Below are 26,485 nucleotides of genomic sequence, written 5' to 3'. Positions count from 1 at the left end.
AAAAAGAGACCTCATTTTGTATATGATGAAGTCTCTTTTTACTTACACTTATTCGGATTTAGATAGATTCAATAGTTGCACCTCGCAACGAGTACCCGCTCCAGGCTGACTTATCATTCGAATCTTGCCTCCATGCAATTCCACCAGCTTTTTAACAATGGAAAGTCCCAGACCTGAACCGCCGTATTGTCTTGAACGTGATTTCTCTACCCGGTAGAAACGCTCGAAGATATAGGGAAGCTCTTCCTCAGGAATACCTATTCCTGTATCTTCAACAATTAGAGTTGCAGCATCCGCTGCGAATTCCATATGAACTATAATCTCGCCTTCATCTGTATAACGAATTGCATTCTCCAGAAGGTTCATAATAATCTGTTCCATACGTTTTTGATCTCCACGGATCATATACGCATCTCCGCTAAGCTGAAGCTTCAGCAGTAACCCCTTCTCCTTTGCTTTCAGTTCAACTCTGCGCACGGCTTGTTCCGCTAGCTGACTGAGATCGATCCACTCTTGGGTAAGAGTAACCTTTCCTTCCTCCATTTTTGCCAGTTCAAATAAATCATCCACCAGATGCTGGAGCCGATGTGCTTCCTGATGAATGATGTCCAGGTATAGATCTCTTTCCCCTTCGGTCTCGTAAAGTCCCTCTTTTATAACCTTGGTGTACCCCTCCAAATATGTAATGGGCGTTCTCAGCTCATGTGAGATATTTGCCAGAAATTCCTGCCGTGTATCTCTGTATCGTTGCAGATCGACAGCCAGATCATTTATGGCCGCAGCCAAAAAACCAATCTCATCGTTACTACGTATAGAAAGTCTCGTTTCCAGCTCGCCAGCCGCGATTTTCCGGGTTGCCTTTTGCATCTTGATCAAAGGTCTGGACAAAATCATGGCGATCACACCAGTGATCCCTAAAGCCAATATAAAAGCCCCGAAGCCTGCAATCAGCAGCAGGTTCCGGATGGAAGCCAAAGATTGCTTCATACTTTCTGTAGAGGACATTACATAAAGTGCAGACTGAGTTGTATCCCCCTCCATTATTGGTTTTCCAGTGATAAAATAAGAATGTCCGGCAGGATCTTTATACTCAAAATCAACACTTTTCCCAGCGAAAATCCGGCTAACATCCGAAGCATGGATAAATGAACGATCTGTACGATCATGTACACCCGAGTGGAGTATCATATTGCCATCCTTCGAGATATTAAAGATACTGACATCCGAAAATTCTGCAAAAGTACTCATCATCTGCTCATTTGAACTATCCTGCGATTCCGCCATTCCAATAAAATGTGAGGTGAGTTCCTCCGTCTCTTTTTGCATCTCGTTGTAATAGAAGCTTGTAAACATCCGGTCTATAGTAACTCCAAGGACAAGTAAAACAACTACAAAAACAGATATAATAACAAAACCAAGCTTAAGTCCGATGATGTTATTTTTCATACCTGATTACCGGGAGCATGAAATTTATATCCTAATCCCCACACCGTTTGAACCGGATTATAGGCTAGGCCTGCTTTATGTAATTTCTCACGGATATTCTTAATATGGGTGTCGATAACACGATTCTCCCCCTCATAATTATTCCCCCATAATCGCTCCACCAGTTCTTCTCTCGTAAAAACACGGGTAGTGTTTTGCGCCAAAGTGGCCAGTAGATCAAACTCCTTGAGAGTGAATTCAATGGATGTATCTTGAATATATACCTCCCTAGTTTCTGGGTATATTTTAAAATCAGGGTATATGAGCACCCTTTCCTGAGGTTGCCAGGCAAATGTAAGTGTTGAACGCCGCAGCAGAGAATAAATCCTAGCCACTAATTCTTCCGGCTCAAACGGTTTAGTAAGATAATCATCTGCTCCTATACCAAGACCAAGGACCTTATCCTTGGTTTCAGAACGTGCGGTTAGCATTAGAATGGGGATAGAGCTTGTCTCCCTCACCAGCTTGCAGACCTGCCAACCATCCATATCCGGCATCATCACATCCAACAAGATTAGGTCAAAGCTGTGTTGTTTCAACAGTTGGAGTGCCTCATGGCCCGTTGACGCCTCTTGGGTAGACATCCCTTCTTTACTTAAATAAATCCGCAATAAATTCCGCATGTTCCATTCATCATCTACGATCAGTATCTGTAGCTTATTCAAGCCGTTCACCCTCTTTATGACCTAGTTCTTCTCATTATACAAAAAAACACAGAACAAGCCGACATCATCCCTAAATGATGCCAGCCTGTGATTATGGTTAGTGGCCGGAATGGGGATTGCCTCCTGCAGCAGGTGAGATTTCTAGCATGTCATCGATTTCACTTTGTGCTCGCTCATTTATTGCAAGATTATCTCCAGTTATCCAAGCATGATTGTAAGGACCTTCCGCTGGTGAATCTTGAAATTTAGGTTGAAGCTCCATCATATACTCCATTACTGAATCTGGTAGCCCGTCTTTTTCCGTAAAAATAAGCGGCGCATGTTTCCCCAAATGGGAAAAAGGCGCAGCGGCGATAGCGAGCATCGTTGAATCCGTGGTTAATAAAGACAGGTTATGACCGGGTGTAGTGATTCCCCAGCCGAATCCGTTATTGGCATCCTTAAAACTTGCAAAAGCTATAGCGTTCTTAAAAACATCTTCTCCAGCTATACGGGTAACTGTTCCGTATTCTTTTAATTGCTTTTCTACATCTGCTGAGACAATGTCTTCTGGTCCTAGGATGTAAATGGTTGCGCTACCTCCACGTTCTTTTAAAGCCTCGACCGTTGAGTTTGGAATTTCGTCTTTGGTTACATAGAGTAGAGGTTCCGGCATATGTGCGATCCAATTCACTGCTGGCAACGTGTACTCAAAGCTATCCATAGAACCAATTATAACCGACTTTGGAAGTTCACCCGCTGCTTTGGCGTAATAAGTATCTATAGCCTGAGCTACTGCCGCTGGCTCATCCCCTTCTATCCGGTCTACTTTTAAATCAATGCCCTTTAATTGTTGTCCGACATTGGATGCCATAGGCCCAACAAGCACTACCTGAACCCCTTTATTGCCTTCAGCACCTATTGGATTCAGTCGCTTAAGTTCTGCGAGAGTAATCTCAGGAACCCCTTCTTTTGTGGTATACAGTACAGGGCCATTACTGGGATGATGAATCAAATCCGCACTAACTGCGGCAATCTGCCAATTACTCACATCCGTCAAAACTACACTTGAGGGTCTATTATTCTTTGTTTGCGCAGTCCATAAAGTCTGAGAAACTAACACTGCGGCTTGAATCGGATCTGAAGTGTTAATGCGAGTAGTATTCTTCGTAGCTATCCAAGGTTGCTCCACCGTTGCAGAACTAGCTTGCGAATTAACCTTAGATGGATCATTATTGCCTGATTGGCAGCTTGTTATCACTGTACTCAAAAGCAAACTAACGGCAACAAATGGTATGATTTTTTTCATCCTAAACCCTCCTGTGTGATGTTCTCGCTTAATTTAGAGTAGTTTAGGCTACAAATGTGTGGAAAGTATGTAGAATTTAAAATAAATAAAATTTGTATATAATGCAAAAAGAGCATCCCGTAAGCCATGAATGACTCAGGATGCTCTTGGTTTAAATTTTTTTTCAACACTTACCAGTGTTTAGCGATAAAAGTATCCCGACCGGATAGCTCCCGATCTTCTTTGTAGTGCTTGGGATTCTTATGATGATAATCCTGATGATACTCTTCTGCACGATAAAAAGTTGGCGCCGGAAGGATTTCCGTAACGACTGGACCGGAGAATCTGCCACTGCCCGCAACCTCTTCCTTCGAGGCAAGAGCTGCTAAACGCTGTTCTTCATTATAATAGAAGATCGCTGTCCGGTACTGAGTTCCTCGATCCTGGAATTGCCCACCATCATCGGTAGGGTCAATCTGAGGCCAATATAATTCAAGCAGTTTCTCGTATGAAAAAAGCGCTGGATCAAACGTAATCTGCACAACCTCGTAATGCCCCGTTGTTCCGGTTTTGACTTCTTCATAGGTTGGATTCTTGGTTAACCCTCCCGCATAGCCCGATACAATTCCATGAATGCCTGGTAATTCCTCAAACGGTGTCACCATGCACCAAAAACATCCGCCTGCAAACATCGCTTGTTCCATATGTTCAAATCTCTCCCTATCTATCTTCATCTAATAAATAATATATGCTATGACGATAAAGCCAAAAGATCATAAAGTCAATGGAAGCCCGAAGCACCATTAGAATTCAATTCTCCAAAACGTTATAATATAACAACAACAGAAGTAGAAAGGAATGCGCTATGAGAAAAAATCGTTTAGGACAATCCGATTTGTATGTAAGTGAGATAGGACTTGGCTGTATGTCTTTGGGTACGGATGAGGCGAAAGCCATTTCCATTGTTCATGAAGCACTCGATCAAGGAATCAATTTTGTTGATACAGCAGATCTTTATGATGAGGGCCGTAATGAAGAGATCATTGGCAAAGCCATTCGTCAACGTCGACAGGATGTAATCCTGACCACAAAAGTTGGCAACCGCAGAATTCCCGGCCAAGATGGCTGGAGCTGGGATCCTTCAAAAGCCTATATTAAAAATGCAGTAAAAGATAGTCTCAAACGGCTGCAAACCGATTACATCGATCTATACCAGCTGCATGGTGGCACTATTGAAGATCCAATTGACGAAACGATTGAAGCTTTTGAAGAACTTAAGCAAGAGGGTCTTATCCGCTATTATGGGATCTCTTCTATTCGTCCTAATGTAATTAGAGAATATGTGAAAAAATCAAATATCGTAAGTGTTATGAGCCAATATAGCATTTTAGATCGACGTCCTGAGGAAGAAATCCTTCCTCTGCTAGCTAAGCAGGGAATTAGCATGATCGCACGCGGACCTTTAGCAGGGGGCATTCTATCAGAGCGTGGTCGCAGCAAGGCGGAGAAGAATTACTTAGATTACAGTAGTGAGGAACTTCTGAATTTACATGATCAGCTTTCGCAGGAAACTAGTGACTCTCGCAATCTTGCACAAACAGCGCTTCATTATCCACTAGCTAATCCATCTGTAGCCGTTATTATTCCTGGGGCAAGCAGTCTGGAGCAATTAAAAAGCAATGTAATGGCTGCTGATGTAGCTCCACTCACTTCGGAGGAACTTGCAGACATTCAGCGGATGAGCAAAGCAAATCGTTACAAGCTTCATGTATAGATTAGTCACTTTCGTTAAGAGCAATGGGGTGTCCATAGCCATACAATGGCTGTTGGGCACCCTTACTTCTTGTGCCTAACTGATCTCTGATCTAATCCTTGAACTTGGTTTGATTCGATATTTTTTACACGAACGAAGTCGCTATAGGACACAGTTGACCTTATACGCTACTTTTTCCTATATTAAGGGTGCTCGCGGACTCCATAGCCGCTATGAGCTTGATAATCACCATATATCATCCTCTATTTAAGGAATAGCAGCACTGAAGTCCGAAATCATGCTCCAAAGGCTAAATATATGCAAATAACGTCATCTGGGTCCGAAAGTATTCAAGTCACTCCGCGTGACACATCCAGCCTGCCATAATTCCAGTAGAATAAAATCGAGTGATTCTCGTGAAGCCTGATTCTTTCAATAACTCTTCAATTTGTTTTTCGGGAAGGAAAGAAATTTTCGTAATATTGTTACTTACATTATCAAACGCTTCGGGAGATTCATACCCTGCAACCCAAAAGCTTTTCCATACGTTTATTCTGTGGTGGAGTTCAGGATCATCCAAATCTCCATATGCACTTACGAGAACAAATGGAGCACCCGGTTTCAGATTATCCTTTATGGAGCGAAGCAATTTCAATTTTTCTTGAACATCATGGATGAAATGAAGGACCAAAATACAACTTGCCACATCGAACTTTGAGTCCTGCTGAGGAAGATCATCGATTGTCCCAGGAATCAGACTGACACGGCTCTCTAAGCCCAGTTCATCTATCTTTAATTTCGCGATCTTAAGCATATCTTCCGAAGGATCCACTCCCGTAAATGTCCAGTTTGGGTTAGAAGGCCCCCATGCCGAAAATTCATTTCCTCCCCCCGCACCGACCACGAGCATAGATACAGGGATGTCACCTAATTCGAAACGAAAATAAGATTGGATCATGGAAAATAATGAATCATAAGAGGGAATCGAAATATGAGTGGTTTTTTCATAGGTCGCCCTCTTGGCATTTAATTTTTACTCTTCAGTCATTGTAATCATCCTCCATTGTTTTAAACTTCACATTTTAGTATCAAAACCCCTATTAAAGTCATTACGGATTTATATTATCTCTAATAACCCCGAAAAAAGAACGGATCTTTACTCCGTCTTCATCGTTTTTGCCAGATCTGCAATTTTCGTGTTCTCTAAGTACTGCTCCATCTGTCGCTCAGCGTCAATCACAACCTGTTGAATCAGACATTCACTTCCGTGATCTAGACTGCATTCAAAAAAGGAAGCCGTTCCTTCGATTGCATGGATAATATCCAAAAAAGAGATTTCTTCCGACTTGCGTCTGAGACGATAACCACCATTAGCACCAGGTGCAGATTGAATCAATCCAGCCTTCACTAGCTTAGTCATCATTTTGGACAGATAGGTTTGGGAAACACCTAACTTCTCAGCAAGCATTTGAACACCCACCGGTTTATCAGACGCCACTGTTACCATATAGAGCATTGCATGAAGTGCATAATCTGTCGCTTGGGAATATTTCATTCAGCACCTCCATTAACGACTTTAGAAATCTATGATAACTCTAACATTTTTAAAAGGCAAGTATATAATTCCTACACTCGCCCATTAAGCAATCTTCTTCATCCTCAACTATAATGGAGTATACTCTCCATTAAACTCAAATTCATAGTCATTAGCGATACGGATATAGCCATATACGCAATGCCAGCGATCTCTGTAAAAAACACTGGAATAATTCTGATTATCCCTATTTCCTTCAGCAACTAAGATCTCTTTGTCATCACATGCTAAAACAATACCTGTATGATCGTGAGGGTCATTAGTTAGCAATTTTTCATAAATCACAATATCACCACGTTGAGGAGTAAACCCCTCTTGCCCGTCAAAATAAAAAAATTGGGTCTCAGGTAGTTGCGCCCACTCTAACCAAGCCCCTACGCCAGCTAATCGAAAATCAGCATTCGGATATCGAATCGGCAGCAGAAATCCAGCTTGCATACAGCAGTAATATACAAATGCTGCGCACCAATTGTTTTGTAATACTTTATAAATCCGTTGGTCAGGCCAATATTTACAGATTTCTCGATATCGTTCATTTCCTGGTATTCCAACAATGTTTTCTTTTCCAAATGCTTCAGCAATATTAGCTAACTTACCTCGTTTATCTGTAGGCTGGTGAACTTCAGCCCCGCTACTGTAATCTACCTCTGCCAAAAAGTCCTCTGGAATCGTCATTTGACGAAGTACATTCCGAAGCCTATTCGTGTCCTGCTGTGTTACATTACATCCCCTATTCTGCAAGTGTAATTGTAGAACTTGAGCATCCTTTAGAATCTCTTCATAGGGACCCTGAACTTTATTCCTGTCCCCTTGATGGAAGATCGCCTTTAGAATTTGAATCAGCTCTTCTTTGGTAAACATATTCAAGTCTCTTAATAAAGGCCTTACGGTATCTGCACTGTTGGGACCTGGAAATTCCTTGACTCCGGTTTTGAAGAAATAATAATTATGAAGCAGTCCTATAATGGCTGCCAATTCCTGATATTGTTCTCTTTTCATGGCAAGGAATGAAGCGAAGCTAGACACTCCGTACAAAAGAACACACGCTTCCTGTTTCCGTTGTTCGCTACCTATAGACATGATCATTTCTTGAACCAGCACACGCACACTATCGAGGCGCTGGTTCACTTTTGTTATCAGTCGTTGAGTCACTGGAAACCTTCCCTTCCGTTACTACTCAGCTATAATAATATCAAAGCTAATACTGACATGAATCTTTTTATTAATTCAGTCCCTAATGACTTCCTTTTTATGTCCATCCTTGACGAACTCCACACCAAAATAATCGGTATTACCGTTCGCCCTGAATTCAGCAATCCGAGCGTCAGGCTTACTCTCAAAGTGAATGTTATGTTTAATATTAGATCTTGGTAACAAGGTAATCTCTTGCGGCTGAACCTCTGCGAATGACCAGATCCCTTGAGGATTACCGTACTCTCGAAAGATTGGACGGATCATAACGGTTTCATTTTGCCCGCCATAGTTGATTAGCCTGATTGTACATTGAACCTGCACAATATCCTCTTGAGTACCGTACATACAGTGCGAATCTTTCTTCAGAAAATCCACAACTTCAATTCCTTCATTGTTCATATTCACAATATAATACAATCGTTCTGTTAGAAATGGATATAAATAATAAAAAATGATAAAAAAAAGAATAACCGTTCTGCCTACATATTTTTTATAGCGCTGCTTAAAGTGCATAATAGTTAAATTCCCACTGACGATTAACATAATGATCCCGAATATTGCTGAGTAATGTAAACCATGGTTTGTCGCAGGCTCGCTCCAAGGTGGTATTCCAATAGTTCTGAAGAGGTAATCCCCAAACATAGTTCCCTGATGTGTGATTCCCACAAAAACTAAAGAAGACAGCAAAAATAAAACAGCCATCCATCCTTTACCCTTGATCATTTCATCCCTCCCAACCAATAACAGTTATGTCTTCTCTATCCTCCAAGGAAAGATTCCTATGCATATGCAATTCAATTTTTTTACCGCTAAAGCTCAAGGTGTAATCAACTACGTAAGGGGTTTCAATGTAATATACCGTGAGGATTAATTTGGAATCATCATATTGCCAGCTTGCAGATGTACAAACTTCCTGCTCACTAAGGGATAAGTCTTTAATAAATAAACTCTTTGCATGGGTAGGCCTTGAAAAATCGAACGGAAATTCATCTAAATGATCGTCGTAAAGTAAAGAAAAACTAAAGTGCTCATCTTCAAACTTCAGTGTTAATTCTTTGATTTTATGCTTATTTACTTCAAAGATATAAATTCCACTGTAAGATCTATAATCTACTTTAACTATCCTTTCTACTAAGGAGGTAAAGGTAGGAGGTTTAATAATGTTAGATGCAACCGTTGGCCAATCAAGGTTCAGTAAATTTGCATATATGATATCTAAAAAATCCTGTAACTTCTTCATCTCGGTAAAACTTGAAGTTGCAGCAATCACAATCTCTTGACTCGGATCAATGAAACACAATTGACCAAAAGCTCCATTCCCCATCTTACATCCATTCCTGCACATAAAGAACTGATAACCATATCCGTTTGACCAGTCAGCCTTATTTTGTCCCCAACGATTATCGCTTTGTTCATTTAGCGCCAGCTTTAAATAATCTTCAGAAACAATTCTACGGCTATTATAAACCCCTTGATTGAGGAGCATCTGGCCAAATTTCGCAATTCCATCTGTTGGTATGCTTAGTCCCATTCCACCAGCAACCATTCCTAACGGGCAAGTCTCCCAATCTGGTCTTCCTATGTCCAATGGGGCAAATAATCTTGGCATTAGAAAATCAACAAGATTTTCTCCAGTCGTCTTTTCGATAATAGCCGAAACCATATAAGTGGCGTGTGTATTGTAATTGTAATAACTTCCCGGTTCATCTTCTACGTCCAAAGCTAAAAAGGCACGAACCCAATCATTTTGCTTGGCTATCGCACCATATATATTATTGTTATGTCCCGTATTCATGGAAAGAAGATGATGTATCGTCATCTTAGCCAAATTAGGTGAAATTGAGCTAGGAAGCTGATCCGGGAAAAAAGAAACTACTTTATCCGTTAATTCAAAATAACCGTTATCCCATGCTATGCCTGCTGCAATAGATGTAAAGCTCTTACTTAGAGAAAATAAAACCTGGGGAACGTTTTTGCGGTACGGTTGACGGTAAAAGTCAGTAATAACTTCTCCCTTTCGCAATAGCATAAAAGTATTAACCGGTAAATTAGTTCGTTCAAGTTCTTCATAAAATTTAGACAGCGCTTGGGTTAAAATCTCTGGATTATCCATTTAAACCTCGCTTGTCGTTATATTTTTGAGTTTTTTAATAATTCTCAGGTGGACTGCTAAGTCTCGTGTCAGGTCTCCTCCATTTGTTCATTTAGACGGCAACCTTGTCATGCTAAACCTAAAGACTTGTTATACCAAAAATAATCTTCAACGTTTTACGACTCTTCTTACTTATTTTCAAGCCTTGTTTTAAGTCTAGAATGATTACGGTTTTGCCAATCCAAATCCTGAAATATAACGAGCGGAACTTTACCGGTTTCACTATGCCTTTTTCTTCATATTCCGTTCCATCCTCTAACTCCGTTTCAGTTCTAATAAGCCACGTATTACCGAGACCAAATTCGATATACTTCAGAATCTATCTCCCCCGTACAAGAGCTGCTTCTATTGCTCAATAGTTTTTATAAGATAAAGGCAGAGATCATCGTCCACACAAACATGTGCCCCAGGCTCAACAGGCTTATTATCGTACATGATTCCCCGCCCATCAGGGATAAAACCACGCTTTATATACAGCCGTTGTGCAGTTCCATAGTCAGCGTATAATCCAAAACCAATACCAATAGTATTAGAAATAGTAAAAGCATCTTTTTCAAGAGCCTCAATTAATACACTTCCTACCCCACGTTTCCTAAATGGCGGGATGACGTCAAAGTTTTGAATTTCAGGTATATTATTTTTTGCAAAATAAGGGTATTCCGACTTGTATACCACATGTCCCCATCCAACAAACTCATTTTCACAAAAAGCTAAAAGTGTAACTCGCTTTTCATTTTGATTTTCTTCCCAACAACGTTGCACATAGTCAAGAGGTTGGCTTACATCATGCTCAGATAACCCCGTATGTATAATATCAATATCATTTTGTGTCATTCGACGGATTTGTAAAGGTAAGGCCATAATATAATTTCCTCCTAACTTATTAAATGAGTCCATTCCTATATTAACATACTAATTAGGATTAATCTGGTAAAAAACAATTATTGTTAAACTACCCATCAGTTAAAAAAACAGGCTGCAGAATATACTGGCAGCCTGTTCTGATTTGTTATTTTTTTATTTCTTTAAGGTAAAATTCATATAATTGATCAACAGATGAACTTGAAAAGATAGACGTGGCTTGCTCAATTTTCTCACGTTTCCAATCGAACCAGCGCATTTCCTTTAACTTTTTGATTTCTAGATCTGTAAACCGTTGCTTGATCACTTTAGCAGGATTGCCGCCTACTATCGTATACGGTGGGACATCCTTTACAACAACCGATCCTGCCGCCACAATAGCACCTTCGCCTATTTTCACACCGGGCATAATCATTGCATTCATCCCAATCCAGGCATCACTAGCAATGATTGTATCCCCTTTGGATTCGTAAGAGTTTGCAATCTGATCTACAAAAGGATATACGGTGATCCATTCAGGATGATGATTGTGATTCCCACCCAAGAGAATAATTACACCACTAGCAATACAAACATAATTTCCTATAATCAATTTATCTAAATGCCAACCATAATCTTCACTGGGATTAAACAACTTTCTTGATTGTTCATCACCCCAAAGGTATCTAACACACCCATCTTCAAAATTAAGATTATCGTAATAACCAGAGTAGTAAGAGTATTCTCCTACCTCAATCATTGGGTTGGTGACAATATCCTTCAAATACTTAATTTCAGACCAATGGCGAAACTGATGTTGTTTCATTTTCTTTCCCTCGCTTCTAAGTAATGTAATTCATTTATACTTAGAAGCTTGATGCAGTAGCAACATTCTTAAACCGTTTCAAACGACGAACCATCGTCCTCATCCTTTTCCTAATTGATGCCGTCATTGTAACAAACGATTGATTTATTCGTCAAATCAACCCTATTGTCCGAACTCAGCACAATTATGAATTTATCGGATTACGGCTAGCCTTAACATGTTTAAGCTGGGCAACTATAATGACGCTAATAATCACTAGAAGGAACCACGAACTGATCTTACTGAAACTAACCAGTTGCCACGTTTGATATTGATCAGGATATTTCCATGCATTAAAAAATGTAGCGATATTTTCAGCTAACCAGATAAAAAATCCCACAATAAAAAAGGCCAGTGTCAAGGGCATTCGATAGGTAACCGTCCGTACCCTATAAATGATCCATGTTTTCCAGAAGACAACAACCACAAGCGCTGTCAGCCACCAACGAAAATCAGGAATAAAATGATGTGTGAAAAAATTTAAATAGATGGCTCCTCCCAATAATCCCGCTGAAGCAAGCCCCGGCCAACCGGTCATATCCATTTTCAATCTTCGCCATATCTGGCACATAAAGCTTGCGACACTTGCATACATAAATCCACTATAGAGGGGTACACCAAACACCTTCGTAAACCCTGGCTCAGGGTATGCCCATGAACCCATCTTCACCTTATAGATTTCCAGCAATAAACCAATAACGTGAAACACACAGATTACTTTTATTTCATCCAGTGTCTCTAATCCAGTACGGTACATGAGGTACTGCACTGTAAGCAGTATTAGAAGAATGGCATCATAACGGTAAAGAAAAGGCATTTCTATTATGTTAGAAAGAGCTAAAGTCCCAAAAATCGCAACTGGAAATATGCAACTCATCGCCTGATGATATCCGAAATGCAGTAATTGTGTTATTGACTTCATTCTTATGTTTCCTCATCATTTTTGTATTCTAATAGATCTCCAGGCTGGCATTCCAAAGCCTTACAAATTGCCTCTAACGTTGATAATCGCACCGCTTTTGCTTTTCCATTTTTCAATATAGAAAGATTAGCCATTGTTATTCCAACTCTCTCCGAAAGCTCAGTAACACTCATTTTTCTTTTAGCCAGCATCACGTCTATATTAATTATAATCGCCATTGTTTTCACCTCAGACAGTTAAGTCATTTTCTGATTTTATATCAATAGCTTCTTTTAAAAGCTTTTGTAGAACTGCAGCAAAAACGGCAATCACCATAGAGGCAAAAATGATAATCAAGCCGATGACTATAATCCCTGGGGCATCATCTTTCTCCGCCATAAGGTAAAAGAGTGGCATACCAACTACATACAAGCAACTGATGATGATTGCACAATATTTTATTTTCTTTAAAACCTGCACAGACATTTCCGAGAAAGCATTGTTTTTGTCAATATAGCCTAACAGTTTAAAAGCTTGATACAGTGCAAAGTAAAAAGGTATCGCCGAGGCATACAAATCAATGGCAAGGAGATATTTCAATAAACTATAATCCGGATACAGTTCTGCTGCGAAACTTGCTATTTCCGGCACCACAAATATGCACAAAGCAAGCACCGGGATACCAATAAGAATAACCGCTGCCCTTAAAAAAAGTGTTGAACCTCTTTCCATAAAAAACACACCTCACAGATTTATTGTGAATTGAATTTATCACATTATTTATCGTTTTACAATATATTTTAATCGATATACAGTGATTATTGATTGTTTTATAACTTTCGACTAAAAAGCCGAGCTAATTGACTTTAGAAGTCACTAGCTCGGCTTATTTCACCTTTTCATATCTCTTTATCTCTATTTTTCTATTCTACAAGTAATTCTAATACTGACCGAGATCGATAAAATTTAAATCCATGTTAGCTTCATCTTCAGCCTGATTTGTAACCTCTGTTGATACTGCTTTTCCTTCGTATTCAAGGTTACCGCTTGTCAAATTGAATACATATAGACGATTACCTTTGAAGTACCTATTACCCATATTCTTATAACCCACAATATAGAGATAGTCTTGTTTAAAATCATAGGTAATGTTTTCACTTAAATCTATATTTGTATTCTTCAAAGTAGTCTCATATTCTTTACTCACGAGATCGTAAGAAATAACAGTAAATCCTATATTCTCCTTACCCGATACAGCTTTTTGCAGGAAATAAATTTTCTGCCCATACGCATTCATAATATTATTCAATAACATTTCATGTCCTTGGAACGCGAGCGGCGAGATTTGTCCTGTTGCAACATCTACTTGATATGCCTTTTTATGATTATCTTTACTAACCGTTAAAATCCATTGATCCGAGTGATCCAGATTTTGATTGGCTAACCTAACGAATTGATTATCTCCATTTGCAGCTTCAGATTTAGCTCCTGGTAACACGAGCGGCTCATTCGTAATCTCCTTTGTTGTTAGATTAACACGGATAATCTGCGGTTCAGATACATAACCTTTGGCGCTGTGATTCAAAAACACCATTGCAACAAGCTCTTGATCAACAAGCTGTACATTTTGTACATACATATCTGAAATATCATGATCTACATTGATATCGGATCTGATTTCCAGCGTATTGTTCTTCTGCTTGTTAAGCACAGAAATACTGAGTCTAGCATTTTTCTTCGCTGATGGATCATTTGATTGCTGCTTATCTACGGTCCAATTCACGTAAGCAAGCATATCCTGATTTTCATAGAACCCAGCTAAGTTCTTCTTTCCACGCATGAACTGACGATGTTGATCCCTCCATTTATCCAATTGTGTGTTCACTGGTCTTCGGTTTAAGCTTTGGCTGATCGTTAACTTTTCATCTGGATAATCTGTACCATTTGTAGTGATATTAGCTCGTTTGATGCCAAAAACACTATCCTTAGTCAAATAATTTCCGTATAAGGCTATACCTTCAACGAGGGAAGCATCCCCTTGAACCATCGTCAGCTTATAATTAGGTAGTGTCTCTTGTGAGGCCTGTACATAATACGTCCCGATTGTAACAACCGAGAACACTACAAGAACGGCGGTAACCATATATTTTCTCATTCCCTAACCTCCATACCCCTTCAATTATACCGATATTTTCTTACGCAATAGATACAAGCTGTACCAAAGCGAACCTCCAGCAATAATCACTATTAATCCGAGACAAGCACCTATGATTTCTCCGGGATAGAAGTAGCTATCATATCTGCTATAACCCATAAGATAGGGTATTGAGGCTAATCCAGCTAGAACCGCTAAGTATAATATGATAAAGCCGATCCCTTTCAGTCTGTAGCTCCGCTCCATTAGAATCGCTGTGAACAAGACGATCAAACCCGTAATGCCCAGTCCATAATATAGAACAAACTCAGAAAAGTAGGGCGGAACCAGAACTTTAAGCACCGTAGGATACTTCAAATAATCAAATACCGAGATGTTTCGATATAGTTCAGCAGGAAGAATCGACTGTGCTATCAAACGCTCCAGTGGCACAAGCACAATTTGCAGGGCAACAAGTCCAAATGCGAATAGTAAGATCGTAACCAGCTTGGCAAAATACAAATTCGCCCGATTGGATGGCAAGGTGAGCAGGCGATATACTATCGTATTTTTACCTCTCCAGTCACGGTACCAGATGAAGCAGCTATATATTAGCAACACTGTTATGCTCAAAAATATGGGTCCGAAATATAGAAGTCCATTATAGCGAGCATACATCATACTGTTTAGCTGAATATATCCAGTCACATTGTGATATTGCTCAAGCGTCCATTGATTCACTCTCATTGCCTCATTCGCAGAGTCCAGCCAATGATTAGCACCGATGGTGACTGCTGCAAGCTGCAAGACAACTGTCAGCACCATGAGTCCAATATATATTTTGGCAAATCGGTTCATTTCAAAATTCAACAGCTTCACAAAAGCTCTCATTTCATGTACACCTCTCTCATTACGTCCGTAATGGACTTACCTTCCTGCTCGCGAACCTCTTCACAGTAGAATTCACGTTCTACCTTCCCGTGCTGTAGCAAGACCGCTTTATCAATTAAATGCTCAATATCGTTAATTTCATGAGTTGTAATAATCACACCACGATCCTCGATCAATTCACTCGTGAACACATCAGTAATTTGCTCGCGGCTGAACATATCAATTCCCGAGAATGGCTCGTCCATTAGGATGTAATCACAATCCAAGGCAAGTCCCAGCAACAAATTCACCTTCGCAGCCATCCCCTTCGACAATGAGGATACGCGATCTGAAGAGCTCAGTTGGAAGAACTTAAGCAGTTCCTTTGTACGTTCAGCGTTCCAATTCCGATAAAAGTCAGCCATAAAGCTCAAGCAATCAGCAATTCGCATATTAGAGGGCATCGTTAACGAATCTGGAATGAAAGTGATTTTCTCATACATCGCAGGTGTTAGTGATGCATTATCGATTAATACTTCCCCTTTGAATGGTGTCAGTCCCATGATGGACTTCAGCACTGTTGACTTCCCGGCACCATTGATTCCGATCAGGCAGGTAATCTCTCCCTTGGCAGCAGTGAAGCTGACACCATTTAGTACCTTCTTGAATCCATAATTCTTCACCATCTGATTCACTTGGATCATCTTGTGTCACCACCCTCTGGAGATAACTTGCGCTCGGATGTATATTTTGTCTTTATGATCTCTACCAGTTCTTCAACTGGAATTTGAATATTCTGAATGGAGCTGATGAATATTTCCACTGCACTTTCAATTAATTCAGCTCGAATCGAGTTTAGTATTTGCTGATCCTGTGTAATTCGGCTCGGGGAATTCCCTTCTGTTACGATCAAACCCTGTTCCTCCATTTCCTTATATGCCTTCTGCGCCGTGTTCGCATTAATTTTCATTACTGATGCCAGTTCACGCCGTGAAGGAATTTTGTCTCCCGCTCCGATTTGCCCTGTGGCGATCTGTTCCTTGAAATGACGCACAACTTGAATATATACCGGTTCACGAATATTAAAGCTGACGCCTGATTTCTGTTCTTCTGTCATACAACCAACTCCATATACTAAGTGTGTGTACTAAGTGGTTCATACATCTTATTTATGTACTATACGTGTAATACACTTTTGTGTCAATAGTTCAGACTTGAGCAGAAAAAAAGCTGCCTCTCGGCAGCCCTTTTATTACTAAAACACCTTTTGATTAAAAACCTGTTCTTTACCACCTAAACCCAGTGTATCTGCTGTTGTAGTGTGTATTTTCTGCAGAAGCACGGGATTATCCATTAGCGACAAGCCATAAGAAGGAATCATTTCTTTTATTTTGGGTTCCCATTCTTTTATATATTGAGGGAAACATTTGTTAAGCACTTCAAGCATCACGTGAACAGCCGTAGAAGCTCCAGGGGAAGCCCCTAACAATGCTGCGACCGAACCATCAGCGGCACTAATAACCTCCGTACCAAATTGAAGTGTGCCTTTGCCAGCTTCTGTATCTTTGATAACTTGCACACGCTGGCCAGCTACAACAAGATCCCAATCTTCAATTTTGGCATTGGGGATAAACTCTTTCAGTTCTTCCAGACGTTTTTCTTTCGATAATAGCACTTGTTCGATCAGGTATTTTGTTAATGACATGTTTTTAGCACCTGCCGACAGCATTGTTATGAGGTTATCCGGTTTCACAGAAGTTATTAAATCAAACATTGAGCCCGTTTTTAAGAATTTAGGTGAGAAGCCGGCAAATGGTCCAAATAGCAGTGATTTTTTATTGTCGATAAATCTTGTGTCTAAGTGTGGTACGGACATTGGAGGGGCTCCAACTTTAGCTTTGCCGTATACTTTGGCATGATGCTGCGCAATAACTTCCGGATTATTACACACCATAAAAATACCGCTTACTGGGAATCCGCCGATATGTTTCCCTTCAGGAATACCGGATTTCTGCAGTAAGTGCAGGCTTCCTCCCCCGCCACCAATAAACACAAATTTCGCTGTATGTTGTTCAATGTTACCGCTGGCATTTCTGATTTTTAGATCCCATAAGCCAGCACTGTTGCGCTTCATACTATTGACACTATGTTTGTAGTGGAGATCGACGTTTTTACTCTTTAAATGCTCAAATAAGATACGCGTTAAAGCACCAAAGTTAACATCCGTTCCAGAGTCAATTTTTGTAGCTGCAATGGATTCATTCGCTGGACGATTTTTTATAATAAGCGGAATCCATTCCATCAGTTCTTTAGCATCAGCAGAAAATTCCATCCCTTGGAATAAAGGATTCTTTGAGAGCGCTTCAAATCTTTTCTTTAAAAAAGCTATATCCTTCTCCCCTTGCACCAAGCTCATATGAGGTAACGGCATAATAAAGTCTTGGGGATTATGTATCAGCTTGCGATTTACAAGATAAGACCAAAACTGCATCGAAAGCTGAAACTGTTCATTAATCTGAATAGCTTTGCTAATATCTATAGATCCGTCTGGCTTTTCAACAGTATAATTAAGCTCACAGAGCGCCGCATGTCCGGTTCCTGCATTATTCCATTCATTAGAGCTTTCTTCCCCTGCTTTTTCAAGCTTTTCAAATACTTTAATTTTCCATTCCGGTACTAATTCCTTCAAAAGTGTTCCTAAAGTCGCACTCATGATTCCGGCACCAATTAAAATGACGTCTGTATCAGTTGCACTTTTGCCCATTATTACCATCCTTATCCCCTGAATTTTGCAGAAAGGATGTGGGCGCTCCTTCTTAGGCGTCACACCTTTTCTGTATCAATTATAACCTTATCATGGTGTATTACAATTATTTATAAATTTAATATCTACTATTATATGAAAAAAATAAAATATTTAAAAGCTTGTAAAAAAGATAGAAATAAGTCCTCAAGATTTATGGAACAAAAAAGGCTGCATCATGCCCTGTTCTCATTATTGACAATTCCATTTTGATAGCCTAACCCCACTATTGTTTTTTGAATTTCCTGATCTACTTTTCTTTTAAAAGTTGCAAACTCTAATGTGGTTAGGCCGATTGGAAGCTCTTGTTCTATAAATGAATCAAAATCGATCGCCGTTTTGAAAATACGAAGCTTGTGCAGAAAAGGTAATTGCTCTATCCCCGTCAAATGAGCCAATGTTTTGCAATTCATAATGGTTAGCTCTTCCAGTGCCTTCATCTGCTGATCAAAGTTAATCTCACGTAGCTGGATTTGATCTTCAATCACAAGCTTTTTTAACGCACGAAAAACCGTAATATTACTCAGATCATGAAAGCCACGGACTCTACAGATTTCCAGGCTCTCGATCTCATTCTCTTCGATGTCCTGAATATGTTCTCTGCCTCCAAGTAAAATGCGAAGTTCTTTCAATTTCTTTAGCCGATTAATAAAATGTAAGGGTTTGTTGCTGATGGAGTGCAGCGCGAGATAGGTAAGATCCTCCAGATCTCCAATAGCATCAAGGTTTTTAACTTTACCTATTACATGCAACTGTTCTAGACGAGAGAATTCTTTTAGGTATTCCAGATTAAGCGTCTTTTTCTCCGAACTAATATTTAAAATGCTTAAAGAGCGCAATGTATCTATACTCAGAATCTCCGGATTCTCAAGCTCATAAATACCCACGCTCAGACTATACAGGTTATTCAGCTTAGCCAATACGTTCGTGTTATGTGCCTGGCGAAGACAATTCAGCAGCAGCATTTTAACATTTGGAATCTGCAGGAGTGTCTCACAATCAAAGGATACAGAATAATGGCCATAAAAACGCACTCCAAAATTTTCATCAAAACACGCGCAAAGCTCATTTACTTCATCCAGAATCGAACCATAGGTCGATGGATCAGAGAACTGAACAATCACTTGGTTGCCGCTGTACAAGTCTTGCTGAATCTGAACTGGATCTAGTGAAATAGGATCATTGATCAGAATCCTTCTTTTCCATGCAACACTCATTCCTAACCCCTCCTACCTGCCGTTAATCATCATTTTATATTTATTGTAAATCTACAAATTACTTACCCAAGAACATAATTACATAAATCAACCCCATGGACAAGCTACCAAGGAAGGTTATAGATTATTTAGAGTTCCGTTGATTTAGGAAGATTGAGAATAAGTGATTCACATTAAAAATACAATAAGCTGTATCATTCGTAGATCAATCTACTTTTGATACAGCTTTTTTATTATTTATTCAGCCTTCCTGCGATGAACTATAAATCCCCGCCACCAACTCCAGCGCTTTTATCCCTTCAGCACCATCCAACCAAAACTTTTGACCCCTGGCGACATGCTCATAGAAGTCCTCAATCAGTCTCTTATGCCCGGTGCCCCAATAGGATTTACCTTCCGTAGCACTGAATCTAGGTTCGCACAGCAAGGTTTCCTTTCCATCCTTCCAAAGATATAAATGATCTCTGCGGAGGTTGATAGTACCTTCTTCAAAAACTAGCTCCAGCTCCACTGGAGAATTCTCCAGATAGGTATTTGTACCATAAAAGAGCCCTCTGACATTACTAGTGAAATCGATGCAGGCATGGGCGGTATCCTCTACCTCTATGACCCCATCTAGCACATCCGTGGTAATACTCCCTTTCACCGATGCTACCTCTCCACCAAACCACTGAAGTAAATCCAGTGTATGAATGGTTTGGTTAATTAGCAGACCTCCACCTTCCGTAGACCAGCGTCCTCTCCAGTTACTATCACTATAATAACTTTCGCTGCGGTGCCAGGTCACGATTCCTTTCATACAGAGCAGCTTCCCATATATTTCTGAGTCAATAACCCGCTTAATATACATGGAGGCATCATTATAACGGTTCTGGAACACCACACCAAGCTGACCTGTACTTTGCTGTGCGGCTTCAAGTATTCGTCTGGCTGAAAGGAGATCTGCCGCCAGAGGCTTTTCGGTAAGGACATGTTTTCCTGCTCGTAACAACTCCGTAGCCATTTCTGCATGTAAATAATGAGGCGTACAGAGATGTACAACATGAATACGGTCATCCTTTAAAATTTCTCTATAATCATTAGTGGCTTGGCAGTCATATTCATTAGACGTCTGCAATGCTTTGTCAGCATCAATATCTGCAACCGCAAGTAATCTCACACCATCGATGCCTGTTAATGTTTTTGCATGAAGAGGGAAAATGGCTCCGCATCCAATAATGGCTGCTCCAAGTTCTTTCATCTATATTACCCTCCGTTCATCATTCAATCGTTATCTGAGTATTGCTGGGGTTAGATTGATCGCTTGTTCTTGAGCCTTCAGACATAGCTCGGCAGCTTTGAACACATGGTTCTGTGTCATCGCCAGCTCTGTCCGATTCAAACAGTCAAGGATTAGCTCACCAAAGAAAGGAAAACCAACCTTCCCAGCTACATGCTCATAATGTTCCCCTTCCCCATTGACCCAGTACACATGATCCGGTGTATTTGAACGACCTATATCAGTATATTTACGCAGTTCAATGTATCCCTCAGTACCCATAATCATCGTGCGCCCGTCTCCCCAAGTGCCCAGCCCATCAGGGGTAAACCAATCCACGCGAAAATATTGTGTTGCCCCATTGTCCCCTACAAGAGTAGCATCACCAAAATCCTCTAATTCGGGATAAGTCGGATGGTTGTAATTGGCCACTTTACTATGAATAACCGAAGCATCCTGACAATCGGCATAATACAAAAATTGTTCTATTTGATGACTGCCTATGTCACACAGAATCCCACCATATTTCTCCCTTTGGAAAAACCATTCCGGCCGGTTAGGAGCATTTAGACGATGTGGCCCTAATCCAATGACTTGCAGGACACGGCCAATAGCGCCTTGTTGAATCAGCTGCCCCGCATAGATAGCGCTTTCAACGTGAAGACGTTCACTATAGTAGACCATATATTTCTTATTGGTTGCAGCTGCCATTGCTCTAGCGGATTCAAGCTGTTCCAGGGTTGTAAAGGGGGCTTTATCCGTAAAATAGTCCTTTCCGTGAGCCATTACTCTATTGCCTAAAGGTCCTCGTTCAGATGGAATTGCGGCCGCTGCAATTAATTGTACATCGGGATCTTCCAGAACTTCTTCCATTGATCCGACAGCTTTGACACCGGGATATTTACTAATAAAATTTCTGACCTTTTCCTCGTCCGGATCATATACCCATTTCAGCTCTGCCCCTGCCTCAACCAGTCCGTTACACATCCCGTAAATATGACCGTGATCTAGGGCAATAGCGGCAATGATGAATTCCCCCGGCTTCACTACGGGTTTGGATTCATACGTTGGTGCATAGGTCATCCCATTTTTTCGATTCATAGAAACCCTCCTAATCAGTATTACTTCATTCTATAACGTATTAAGAAGATAACGCAGACTGATCTCCAAGCTTTCAAAAGGATCACGGCGGCAAACATCCTGCTCTACTACAAACCATTCAACACCCGTTTCGCGACAGACATTGATAATCTCTTTATAGTTCATATTCCCTTCACCGACTTCAGCAAAGATCTGTTTTCTATTAACAATCGCCATATCTTTTAAATGCACTACCTGCATTCGACCTGCAACTTTGCGTATCCATTCGGCTGGACTCCCTCCGCCCGCTTGAACCCAATATAAATCCAGCTCAAAACCAACGGCAGGATCAGACTCAGTGAGCAGAATTTCCATGCCAGTCAATCCATCAAACCGTTCAAATTCAAAATCGTGATTATGATAAACAAATTGCAGATCATGTTGTTCTTTTAGTGTAACTGCAATGCCCGACATCAGCTTAGCGAATTCACGGTAACCTTCTTGCCCCGTACGGAATTTTTCCGGTAAACTTCCTAGTCCAATATTTTTGCAGTTCCACAGCTTATGTTCAGCGGCTAAAGCATCCAAATCGTTCGTTAGCCGATCCCAAGACACATGAGTTGCACATATTGCCAAACCTGCTTCATCTGCATACTCTTTTACGAGCTTCGGATCGATTGGCCCGATGCCTGAAATCTGAATAGCTTCATAACCCATAGCAGAGACCTTTTGAAAAGTGGATCTCAAATCCTCCGCAGTTTTAGTAAAATCACGTAATGTGTACATTTGAGCAGCAATGGTTGAACGATTCATAGGATCTTTCCTTTCTGATTAGAATTTAATGAGTTCCCTTAACATCATAGGTTTGGGCGGCTGTGGTTTCCTTGTTAAAGTTAGAATTCTCTACCTTTTCCATGAGCTTCTCATAAAATAAATCTTCATCAATCGGTAACTCCACCCAATCGTCGGTCCAAGCCGATAAATACATTCCATTAGATAGTGTTAGACCGTGAATGCCTTCCTCACCCGGAGCTAACAATTTCTCCTCATGTAGAATAGCATTCGTAAAGTTCCGCAAAATTCCTTTATGCTGCTCCCCGCCACCCTCTTCTACAGGAATCTCACATCTCCAACACTCTGGACTGCCGAATCCTCCCGTAAACTCTGCATTGAATTGCGGCTCCGGCGTGCGTAGACGCCAAAAGGTTAGCTTCCCGTCTTCCACTACGATTTTTCCATGATCACCAGTAATTTCGAAACGGTTAGTTCCCGGTGCTTCACCTGTTGTGGTGATAAAAAGCCCTGTCGCACCATTTTCATATTCCACATAAGCGGTTACATCATCTTCAACCTCAATATTGCGGTATTTACCAAAATGACAAAACGCTCTGATCCGCTTAGGCATCATACCTGTCGTCCACTGCCATAAATCTAGTTGATGAGGATCTTGATTCAGCAGCACCCCACCACCTTCGCCTGCCCATGTTGCCCGCCAACCACCGGAATTATAGTAACTTTGTGATCTGTACCAGTTGGTGATGATCCAATTTGTGCGGCGGATTTCGCCTAGTTCACCAGATTGAATGAGATCCCTAAGCTTTTGATATAAAGGATTCGTCCGCTGGTTATACATGATTCCAAATTTGCGATCAGACTTTGCTGCAGCTTCGTTCATCTGCTTAACAGCTTTGGTATAGACCCCAGCCGGTTTCTCTACCAATACATGATAACCATATTGAAAAGCCTCGATAGCTAAAGTTGGATGATCATAATGTGGAGTACAGATTAATACTGCATCTATGAGATGAGACTCATATAACTCTTGGGGTGTTGCGAATTTCTGTACACTTTCCGGTAAATGCTCTTCTGCCCATTTCAAACGTTCTACCCTTACATCACATACAGCTGTAAGCTCAGCATCTTTAATTTGATTCAACAGACTTTGTGCATGTGCACTCCCCATATTCCCAATTCCAATAATGCCATACCGTACTTTATTCAATCAGATCACTTCCCTATTTGAGGTTATGTTATGAGAATATACTTAATTAATAGACATGAACATGAGCGAAACTAAGCATTATTTGCATAATAATAAGATGATTTAGTTAAATAAATTCGTTATAATAAGGATAATCAAGTCATAGAGGAGCTAGATGATGAATAATCCAGGTAACCTTACGGGCAGATTCCTCCAGAATCTTACCGTAAAAGTGACCCATGCCCAACTTAGAAGCGGATATAGCGGGTGGAATCGTACGCTGGAAACTCCAACATTTAATCGGCTGTATTTTATTGACCGCGGCGAGGGAAAAGTTATCATTAACGGTGTTACTTATTATCCGAGAGCAGGTCAACTAATGATCATGCCCGCAGGAAGCACTCAAACTACAGAAACGTCAATGAATGATCCCTATACACGCTATTTCTGCCATTTTGATGCTGATATTGGGGAGTGGCCCTTATTCCATTCGGCAAACAAACTGTTTATCTGTGATGCGCCCAACCCAGATTCGGTACGGGTTATTTTCACAGAAATGATCGAACAGTTTCAAAAAGATGATGTATTGTCCATTCTGCGTACTCAGGCGAACGTCCTCAATCTAATTGCTACTTGTCTTGAATCGAACGAGAATATCAAAACAGACTTTATGCAAGAATTTATACATACGGGGGATCAGGGAAAGCTCGCCTATGTTCTTCAATATATTGATGAGCGGCTGGATAAACCCATAGAAATAGAAGAGTTAGCAGAAATTGTCCACTTACATCCGAACTATTTCATCCCCTACTTCAAGAAATTTATAGGGGTTCCCCCCATGCATTATGTACAATTGAAAAGAATGGAGCATGCTAAAAGACAGCTTTCTTATAGCAATTTCAGCATTTCAGATATCGCGGAGCAAGTAAGTATGGAATTAGCCCATTTCTCTAAATATTTCAAAAAGACAATAGGAATCTCCCCTTCTGCCTATCGTAACAGCACTAAGTAAATTTATTAGGGAATGTTTAAAACATATGATGAACTATAATAAAAAGGCTCTAACCTACAATTTTGAGGTGGTGAACGATATTCTTATCAGAACAGCATCTATAAGCGACATCCAAGAGATAGCAAGACTCTCAAGCCAGCTTGGATATCCTTTGAATATCGAACAATTAGGAGAAAGACTACAAGAAATCGGAACACACAAAGATCATACTGTATATGTAGCTGAATCAGATCACCAATTGGTAGGATGGATACATGCGACCGTTCGAATCTTACTTGAATCTCCTTCATTTGTTGAAATCGGAGGTCTAGTTGTTGATCAGACTTGCCGCGGAGAAGGAATTGGCCGACAGCTTGTAGAAACCTGTGAACGATGGGCAATCCAAACAGGGTTTAGCAAAATTAGAGTACGGACCAATCAAACCAGAGAAGATGCTGTACAGTTCTATAATCATATAGGATTTTCGCAAAAAAAATCACAACACGTACTTGATAAGGAACTTTAATCACACTCAGGACTTTTAGGGAGGCTCAATGGTTATGCTAGAATTAACTTTGCATCCAACATTAGAAGGAAAAATCGCTGTGATTACCGGAGGAGCCGGTGTATTATGCCGGGTTATGGCGCTAGAGTTAGGTCGGCAAGGAGCTAAAGTCGCGATTCTAAATCGTACCGCAGCTAAGCGAGATTTGGTTGCCGCTGAAATTACAGCCGCTGGAGGTCAAGCCATTTCACTTTCCTGTGATGTTACAGATCAACATAGTGTTATGAAAGCCGCAGAAGCTGTTAAGAATCACTGGGGTCCTTGCGATCTATTAATTAACGGCGCTGGCGGAAATGACTCCTCAGCAAATACGACCCAAGAGATTTTCAAAAATGATGACCTGGAGAACCCGGACATATTTACTTTTTTTGACCTTAGTGTAGATGGATTTCGCAATGTGATGGACCTTAATCTGATTGGAACATTGATCCCAACCCAAGTTTTTGCCAAGCAGATGCTCGGCAGAACGGGCACATCTGTTATTAATATTTCATCCATGAGCGCACCTTCTCCAATGACCAAAGTACCTGCCTACAGCGCTGCCAAAGCAGGAATTAATAATCTCACCCAGTGGCTCTCCGTTCATTTCGCTGAGTCTGGTATACGTGTGAATGCCATTGCCCCTGGCTTTTTCCTTACTAAACAAAATGAGAAGCTGTTGGTTCGTGAAGATGGCGAGCTTACAGACCGTTCCCAAAAAATCATCTCTCATACTCCAATGCGCCGCTTTGGACAGCCGGAGGATCTGCTTGGTACACTACTCTGGTTAGCAGATGAAGCAATGTCCAGCTTTGTGACCGGAGTTACCGTCCCCGTTGACGGTGGATTCTTGGCTTATTCGGGAGTATAGACTAATCTAATGAGGGATTA

29 protein-coding genes are annotated in these 26,485 nt (G+C 40.6%); 4 read left to right on the top strand and 25 right to left on the bottom strand.

The features are described from left to right. Positions 1-48: 48 nt before the first annotated feature. The 4 genes from MKZ09_RS16600 to msrA form a co-directional block, all read right to left on the bottom strand. Positions 49-1,446 (bottom strand): sensor histidine kinase, encoded by a 1,398-nt coding sequence (locus MKZ09_RS16600; RefSeq protein WP_076205969.1) that lies wholly within the window; start codon positions 1,444-1,446, stop codon positions 49-51. Beyond that, positions 1,443-2,150 carry a response regulator transcription factor gene (locus MKZ09_RS16595; RefSeq protein ID WP_179089579.1) on the bottom strand — a complete coding sequence of 236 codons (708 nt, stop codon included), beginning with the start codon at positions 2,148-2,150 and terminating at the stop codon, positions 1,443-1,445. The genes MKZ09_RS16600 and MKZ09_RS16595 overlap by 4 nt, the downstream gene beginning before the upstream one ends. Positions 2,151-2,247: 97 nt before the next feature. Further along, positions 2,248-3,438 carry an ArsR family transcriptional regulator gene (locus MKZ09_RS16590; protein ID WP_076205967.1) on the bottom strand — a complete coding sequence of 397 codons (1,191 nt, stop codon included), beginning with the start codon at positions 3,436-3,438 and terminating at the stop codon, positions 2,248-2,250. Between the two features lie 170 nt (positions 3,439-3,608). Then, a complete protein-coding gene (gene msrA, locus MKZ09_RS16585) occupies positions 3,609-4,121 on the bottom strand; it encodes a peptide-methionine (S)-S-oxide reductase MsrA (RefSeq protein WP_076205965.1) in 513 nt (170 codons plus the stop codon). A gap of 161 nt (positions 4,122-4,282) precedes the next feature. On the opposite strand from msrA, the gene MKZ09_RS16580 reads away from it, so the two are divergent. Then, the gene (locus MKZ09_RS16580) at positions 4,283-5,191 is read left to right on the top strand and encodes an aldo/keto reductase (protein ID WP_076205963.1); all 909 of its coding nucleotides are present in this window, start codon (positions 4,283-4,285) and stop codon (positions 5,189-5,191) included. A 334-nt stretch (positions 5,192-5,525) separates the two neighbouring features. Here MKZ09_RS16580 and MKZ09_RS16575 read toward each other — a convergent pair whose 3' ends face one another. From MKZ09_RS16575 to MKZ09_RS16475, 21 genes are all read right to left on the bottom strand, one after another. Then, positions 5,526-6,128 carry a class I SAM-dependent methyltransferase gene (locus tag MKZ09_RS16575; protein ID WP_256719230.1) on the bottom strand — a complete coding sequence of 201 codons (603 nt, stop codon included), beginning with the start codon at positions 6,126-6,128 and terminating at the stop codon, positions 5,526-5,528. A gap of 198 nt (positions 6,129-6,326) precedes the next feature. After that, positions 6,327-6,725 (bottom strand): RrF2 family transcriptional regulator, encoded by a 399-nt coding sequence (locus MKZ09_RS16570; RefSeq protein WP_076135029.1) that lies wholly within the window; start codon positions 6,723-6,725, stop codon positions 6,327-6,329. 108 nt (positions 6,726-6,833) lie between these two features. After that, the gene (locus MKZ09_RS16565) at positions 6,834-7,916 is read right to left on the bottom strand and encodes a CHAP domain-containing protein (protein WP_256719229.1); all 1,083 of its coding nucleotides are present in this window, start codon (positions 7,914-7,916) and stop codon (positions 6,834-6,836) included. 75 nt (positions 7,917-7,991) lie between these two features. Next, positions 7,992-8,681, bottom strand: a complete 690-nt coding sequence (locus tag MKZ09_RS16560; RefSeq protein WP_076205961.1) for a hypothetical protein — start codon at positions 8,679-8,681, stop codon at positions 7,992-7,994. 1 nt (position 8,682) lies between these two features. Next, positions 8,683-10,071 (bottom strand): serine hydrolase domain-containing protein, encoded by a 1,389-nt coding sequence (locus tag MKZ09_RS16555; RefSeq protein ID WP_076205959.1) that lies wholly within the window; start codon positions 10,069-10,071, stop codon positions 8,683-8,685. 118 nt (positions 10,072-10,189) lie between these two features. Beyond that, positions 10,190-10,426 (bottom strand): DUF3977 family protein, encoded by a 237-nt coding sequence (locus MKZ09_RS16550; RefSeq protein WP_076135035.1) that lies wholly within the window; start codon positions 10,424-10,426, stop codon positions 10,190-10,192. Positions 10,427-10,455: 29 nt separating this feature from the next. Next, entirely contained in the window at positions 10,456-10,971 is a 516-nt protein-coding gene (locus MKZ09_RS16545) for a GNAT family N-acetyltransferase (RefSeq protein WP_076135037.1), read from the bottom strand. Between the two features lie 148 nt (positions 10,972-11,119). Continuing rightward, on the bottom strand, positions 11,120-11,776 hold the full coding sequence (locus MKZ09_RS16540) for a CatB-related O-acetyltransferase (RefSeq protein WP_076205957.1): 657 nt from the start codon (positions 11,774-11,776) through the stop codon (positions 11,120-11,122). 184 nt (positions 11,777-11,960) lie between these two features. Then, positions 11,961-12,737, bottom strand: a complete 777-nt coding sequence (locus tag MKZ09_RS16535; protein WP_076135041.1) for a DUF817 domain-containing protein — start codon at positions 12,735-12,737, stop codon at positions 11,961-11,963. Between the two features lie 2 nt (positions 12,738-12,739). Beyond that, positions 12,740-12,955: a helix-turn-helix domain-containing protein gene (locus MKZ09_RS16530; RefSeq protein ID WP_076129351.1), complete on the bottom strand. Its 216-nt coding sequence runs from the start codon at positions 12,953-12,955 to the stop codon at positions 12,740-12,742. Positions 12,956-12,965: 10 nt separating this feature from the next. Then, the gene (locus MKZ09_RS16525) at positions 12,966-13,448 is read right to left on the bottom strand and encodes a DUF2975 domain-containing protein (protein WP_036678158.1); all 483 of its coding nucleotides are present in this window, start codon (positions 13,446-13,448) and stop codon (positions 12,966-12,968) included. Positions 13,449-13,656: 208 nt separating this feature from the next. Further along, positions 13,657-14,871 carry a hypothetical protein gene (locus MKZ09_RS16520; RefSeq protein ID WP_076205955.1) on the bottom strand — a complete coding sequence of 405 codons (1,215 nt, stop codon included), beginning with the start codon at positions 14,869-14,871 and terminating at the stop codon, positions 13,657-13,659. Between the two features lie 24 nt (positions 14,872-14,895). After that, the gene (locus MKZ09_RS16515) at positions 14,896-15,741 is read right to left on the bottom strand and encodes a hypothetical protein (RefSeq protein ID WP_076205954.1); all 846 of its coding nucleotides are present in this window, start codon (positions 15,739-15,741) and stop codon (positions 14,896-14,898) included. Next, positions 15,738-16,424, bottom strand: coding sequence for an ATP-binding cassette domain-containing protein (locus MKZ09_RS16510; protein ID WP_076205952.1), 687 nt, complete (start codon positions 16,422-16,424; stop codon positions 15,738-15,740). The genes MKZ09_RS16515 and MKZ09_RS16510 overlap by 4 nt, the downstream gene beginning before the upstream one ends. Continuing rightward, the gene (locus tag MKZ09_RS16505) at positions 16,421-16,837 is read right to left on the bottom strand and encodes a GntR family transcriptional regulator (protein ID WP_076205950.1); all 417 of its coding nucleotides are present in this window, start codon (positions 16,835-16,837) and stop codon (positions 16,421-16,423) included. The genes MKZ09_RS16510 and MKZ09_RS16505 overlap by 4 nt, the downstream gene beginning before the upstream one ends. Before the next feature lie 138 nt (positions 16,838-16,975). Beyond that, positions 16,976-18,484, bottom strand: coding sequence for a malate:quinone oxidoreductase (locus MKZ09_RS16500; protein WP_076205948.1), 1,509 nt, complete (start codon positions 18,482-18,484; stop codon positions 16,976-16,978). Positions 18,485-18,699: 215 nt separating this feature from the next. Then, the gene (locus tag MKZ09_RS16495; RefSeq protein ID WP_076205946.1) at positions 18,700-19,740 is read right to left on the bottom strand and encodes a hypothetical protein; all 1,041 of its coding nucleotides are present in this window, start codon (positions 19,738-19,740) and stop codon (positions 18,700-18,702) included. Positions 19,741-19,981: 241 nt separating this feature from the next. Beyond that, the gene (locus tag MKZ09_RS16490; RefSeq protein ID WP_076205944.1) at positions 19,982-20,980 is read right to left on the bottom strand and encodes a Gfo/Idh/MocA family protein; all 999 of its coding nucleotides are present in this window, start codon (positions 20,978-20,980) and stop codon (positions 19,982-19,984) included. Positions 20,981-21,010: 30 nt separating this feature from the next. After that, complete coding sequence (locus MKZ09_RS16485; protein ID WP_076205942.1) at positions 21,011-22,099, bottom strand: Gfo/Idh/MocA family protein; 1,089 nt, start codon at positions 22,097-22,099, stop codon at positions 21,011-21,013. A 30-nt stretch (positions 22,100-22,129) separates the two neighbouring features. Beyond that, the gene (locus tag MKZ09_RS16480) at positions 22,130-22,891 is read right to left on the bottom strand and encodes a sugar phosphate isomerase/epimerase family protein (protein WP_076205940.1); all 762 of its coding nucleotides are present in this window, start codon (positions 22,889-22,891) and stop codon (positions 22,130-22,132) included. Positions 22,892-22,916: 25 nt separating this feature from the next. Then, entirely contained in the window at positions 22,917-24,080 is a 1,164-nt protein-coding gene (locus MKZ09_RS16475) for a Gfo/Idh/MocA family protein (protein WP_076205938.1), read from the bottom strand. A 154-nt stretch (positions 24,081-24,234) separates the two neighbouring features. On the opposite strand from MKZ09_RS16475, the gene MKZ09_RS16470 reads away from it, so the two are divergent. Genes MKZ09_RS16470 through MKZ09_RS16460 form a run of 3 tightly spaced genes read left to right on the top strand, consistent with a single transcriptional unit; the run spans position 24,235 to position 26,465 of the window. After that, the gene (locus MKZ09_RS16470) at positions 24,235-25,071 is read left to right on the top strand and encodes an AraC family transcriptional regulator (protein ID WP_305953559.1); all 837 of its coding nucleotides are present in this window, start codon (positions 24,235-24,237) and stop codon (positions 25,069-25,071) included. A 25-nt stretch (positions 25,072-25,096) separates the two neighbouring features. Next, positions 25,097-25,576 carry a GNAT family N-acetyltransferase gene (locus MKZ09_RS16465; protein ID WP_256719228.1) on the top strand — a complete coding sequence of 160 codons (480 nt, stop codon included), beginning with the start codon at positions 25,097-25,099 and terminating at the stop codon, positions 25,574-25,576. A gap of 34 nt (positions 25,577-25,610) precedes the next feature. After that, on the top strand, positions 25,611-26,465 hold the full coding sequence (locus MKZ09_RS16460; RefSeq protein ID WP_076205936.1) for an SDR family oxidoreductase: 855 nt from the start codon (positions 25,611-25,613) through the stop codon (positions 26,463-26,465). Positions 26,466-26,485: the final 20 nt, after the last annotated feature.

The sequence above is a fragment of the Paenibacillus sp. FSL R5-0908 genome (assembly GCF_038006245.1).
Lineage (GTDB): Bacteria > Bacillota > Bacilli > Paenibacillales > Paenibacillaceae > Paenibacillus_AQ > Paenibacillus_AQ odorifer.
The sequence above is the reverse complement of the archived record's forward strand: the minus strand, read 5'-3'. Positions and strand labels throughout refer to the sequence as shown.

What these genes read in the sequence shown, in the direction of transcription:
- MKZ09_RS16485 (WP_076205942.1), bottom strand. Translation starts at nt 22,099, where the DNA reads ATGAATCGAAAAAATGGGATGACCTATGCACCAACGTATGAATCCAAA.
- MKZ09_RS16495 (WP_076205946.1), bottom strand. Translation starts at nt 19,740, where the DNA reads ATGAGTGTTGCATGGAAAAGAAGGATTCTGATCAATGATCCTATTTCA.
- MKZ09_RS16555 (WP_076205959.1), bottom strand. Translation starts at nt 10,071, where the DNA reads ATGGATAATCCAGAGATTTTAACCCAAGCGCTGTCTAAATTTTATGAA.
- MKZ09_RS16570 (WP_076135029.1), bottom strand. Translation starts at nt 6,725, where the DNA reads ATGAAATATTCCCAAGCGACAGATTATGCACTTCATGCAATGCTCTAT.
- MKZ09_RS16580 (WP_076205963.1), top strand. Translation starts at nt 4,283, where the DNA reads ATGAGAAAAAATCGTTTAGGACAATCCGATTTGTATGTAAGTGAGATA.
- MKZ09_RS16470 (WP_305953559.1), top strand. Translation starts at nt 24,235, where the DNA reads ATGATGAATAATCCAGGTAACCTTACGGGCAGATTCCTCCAGAATCTT.
- MKZ09_RS16510 (WP_076205952.1), bottom strand. Translation starts at nt 16,424, where the DNA reads ATGATCCAAGTGAATCAGATGGTGAAGAATTATGGATTCAAGAAGGTA.
- MKZ09_RS16490 (WP_076205944.1), bottom strand. Translation starts at nt 20,980, where the DNA reads ATGAAAGAACTTGGAGCAGCCATTATTGGATGCGGAGCCATTTTCCCT.
- MKZ09_RS16600 (WP_076205969.1), bottom strand. Translation starts at nt 1,446, where the DNA reads ATGAAAAATAACATCATCGGACTTAAGCTTGGTTTTGTTATTATATCT.
- msrA (WP_076205965.1), bottom strand. Translation starts at nt 4,121, where the DNA reads ATGGAACAAGCGATGTTTGCAGGCGGATGTTTTTGGTGCATGGTGACA.
- MKZ09_RS16520 (WP_076205955.1), bottom strand. Translation starts at nt 14,871, where the DNA reads ATGAGAAAATATATGGTTACCGCCGTTCTTGTAGTGTTCTCGGTTGTT.
- MKZ09_RS16540 (WP_076205957.1), bottom strand. Translation starts at nt 11,776, where the DNA reads ATGAAACAACATCAGTTTCGCCATTGGTCTGAAATTAAGTATTTGAAG.
- MKZ09_RS16505 (WP_076205950.1), bottom strand. Translation starts at nt 16,837, where the DNA reads ATGACAGAAGAACAGAAATCAGGCGTCAGCTTTAATATTCGTGAACCG.
- MKZ09_RS16500 (WP_076205948.1), bottom strand. Translation starts at nt 18,484, where the DNA reads ATGGGCAAAAGTGCAACTGATACAGACGTCATTTTAATTGGTGCCGGA.
- MKZ09_RS16575 (WP_256719230.1), bottom strand. Translation starts at nt 6,128, where the DNA reads ATGATCCAATCTTATTTTCGTTTCGAATTAGGTGACATCCCTGTATCT.
- MKZ09_RS16535 (WP_076135041.1), bottom strand. Translation starts at nt 12,737, where the DNA reads ATGAAGTCAATAACACAATTACTGCATTTCGGATATCATCAGGCGATG.
- MKZ09_RS16480 (WP_076205940.1), bottom strand. Translation starts at nt 22,891, where the DNA reads ATGAATCGTTCAACCATTGCTGCTCAAATGTACACATTACGTGATTTT.
- MKZ09_RS16460 (WP_076205936.1), top strand. Translation starts at nt 25,611, where the DNA reads ATGCTAGAATTAACTTTGCATCCAACATTAGAAGGAAAAATCGCTGTG.
- MKZ09_RS16590 (WP_076205967.1), bottom strand. Translation starts at nt 3,438, where the DNA reads ATGAAAAAAATCATACCATTTGTTGCCGTTAGTTTGCTTTTGAGTACA.
- MKZ09_RS16530 (WP_076129351.1), bottom strand. Translation starts at nt 12,955, where the DNA reads ATGGCGATTATAATTAATATAGACGTGATGCTGGCTAAAAGAAAAATG.
- MKZ09_RS16515 (WP_076205954.1), bottom strand. Translation starts at nt 15,741, where the DNA reads ATGAGAGCTTTTGTGAAGCTGTTGAATTTTGAAATGAACCGATTTGCC.
- MKZ09_RS16545 (WP_076135037.1), bottom strand. Translation starts at nt 10,971, where the DNA reads ATGGCCTTACCTTTACAAATCCGTCGAATGACACAAAATGATATTGAT.
- MKZ09_RS16525 (WP_036678158.1), bottom strand. Translation starts at nt 13,448, where the DNA reads ATGGAAAGAGGTTCAACACTTTTTTTAAGGGCAGCGGTTATTCTTATT.
- MKZ09_RS16465 (WP_256719228.1), top strand. Translation starts at nt 25,097, where the DNA reads ATGATGAACTATAATAAAAAGGCTCTAACCTACAATTTTGAGGTGGTG.
- MKZ09_RS16560 (WP_076205961.1), bottom strand. Translation starts at nt 8,681, where the DNA reads ATGATCAAGGGTAAAGGATGGATGGCTGTTTTATTTTTGCTGTCTTCT.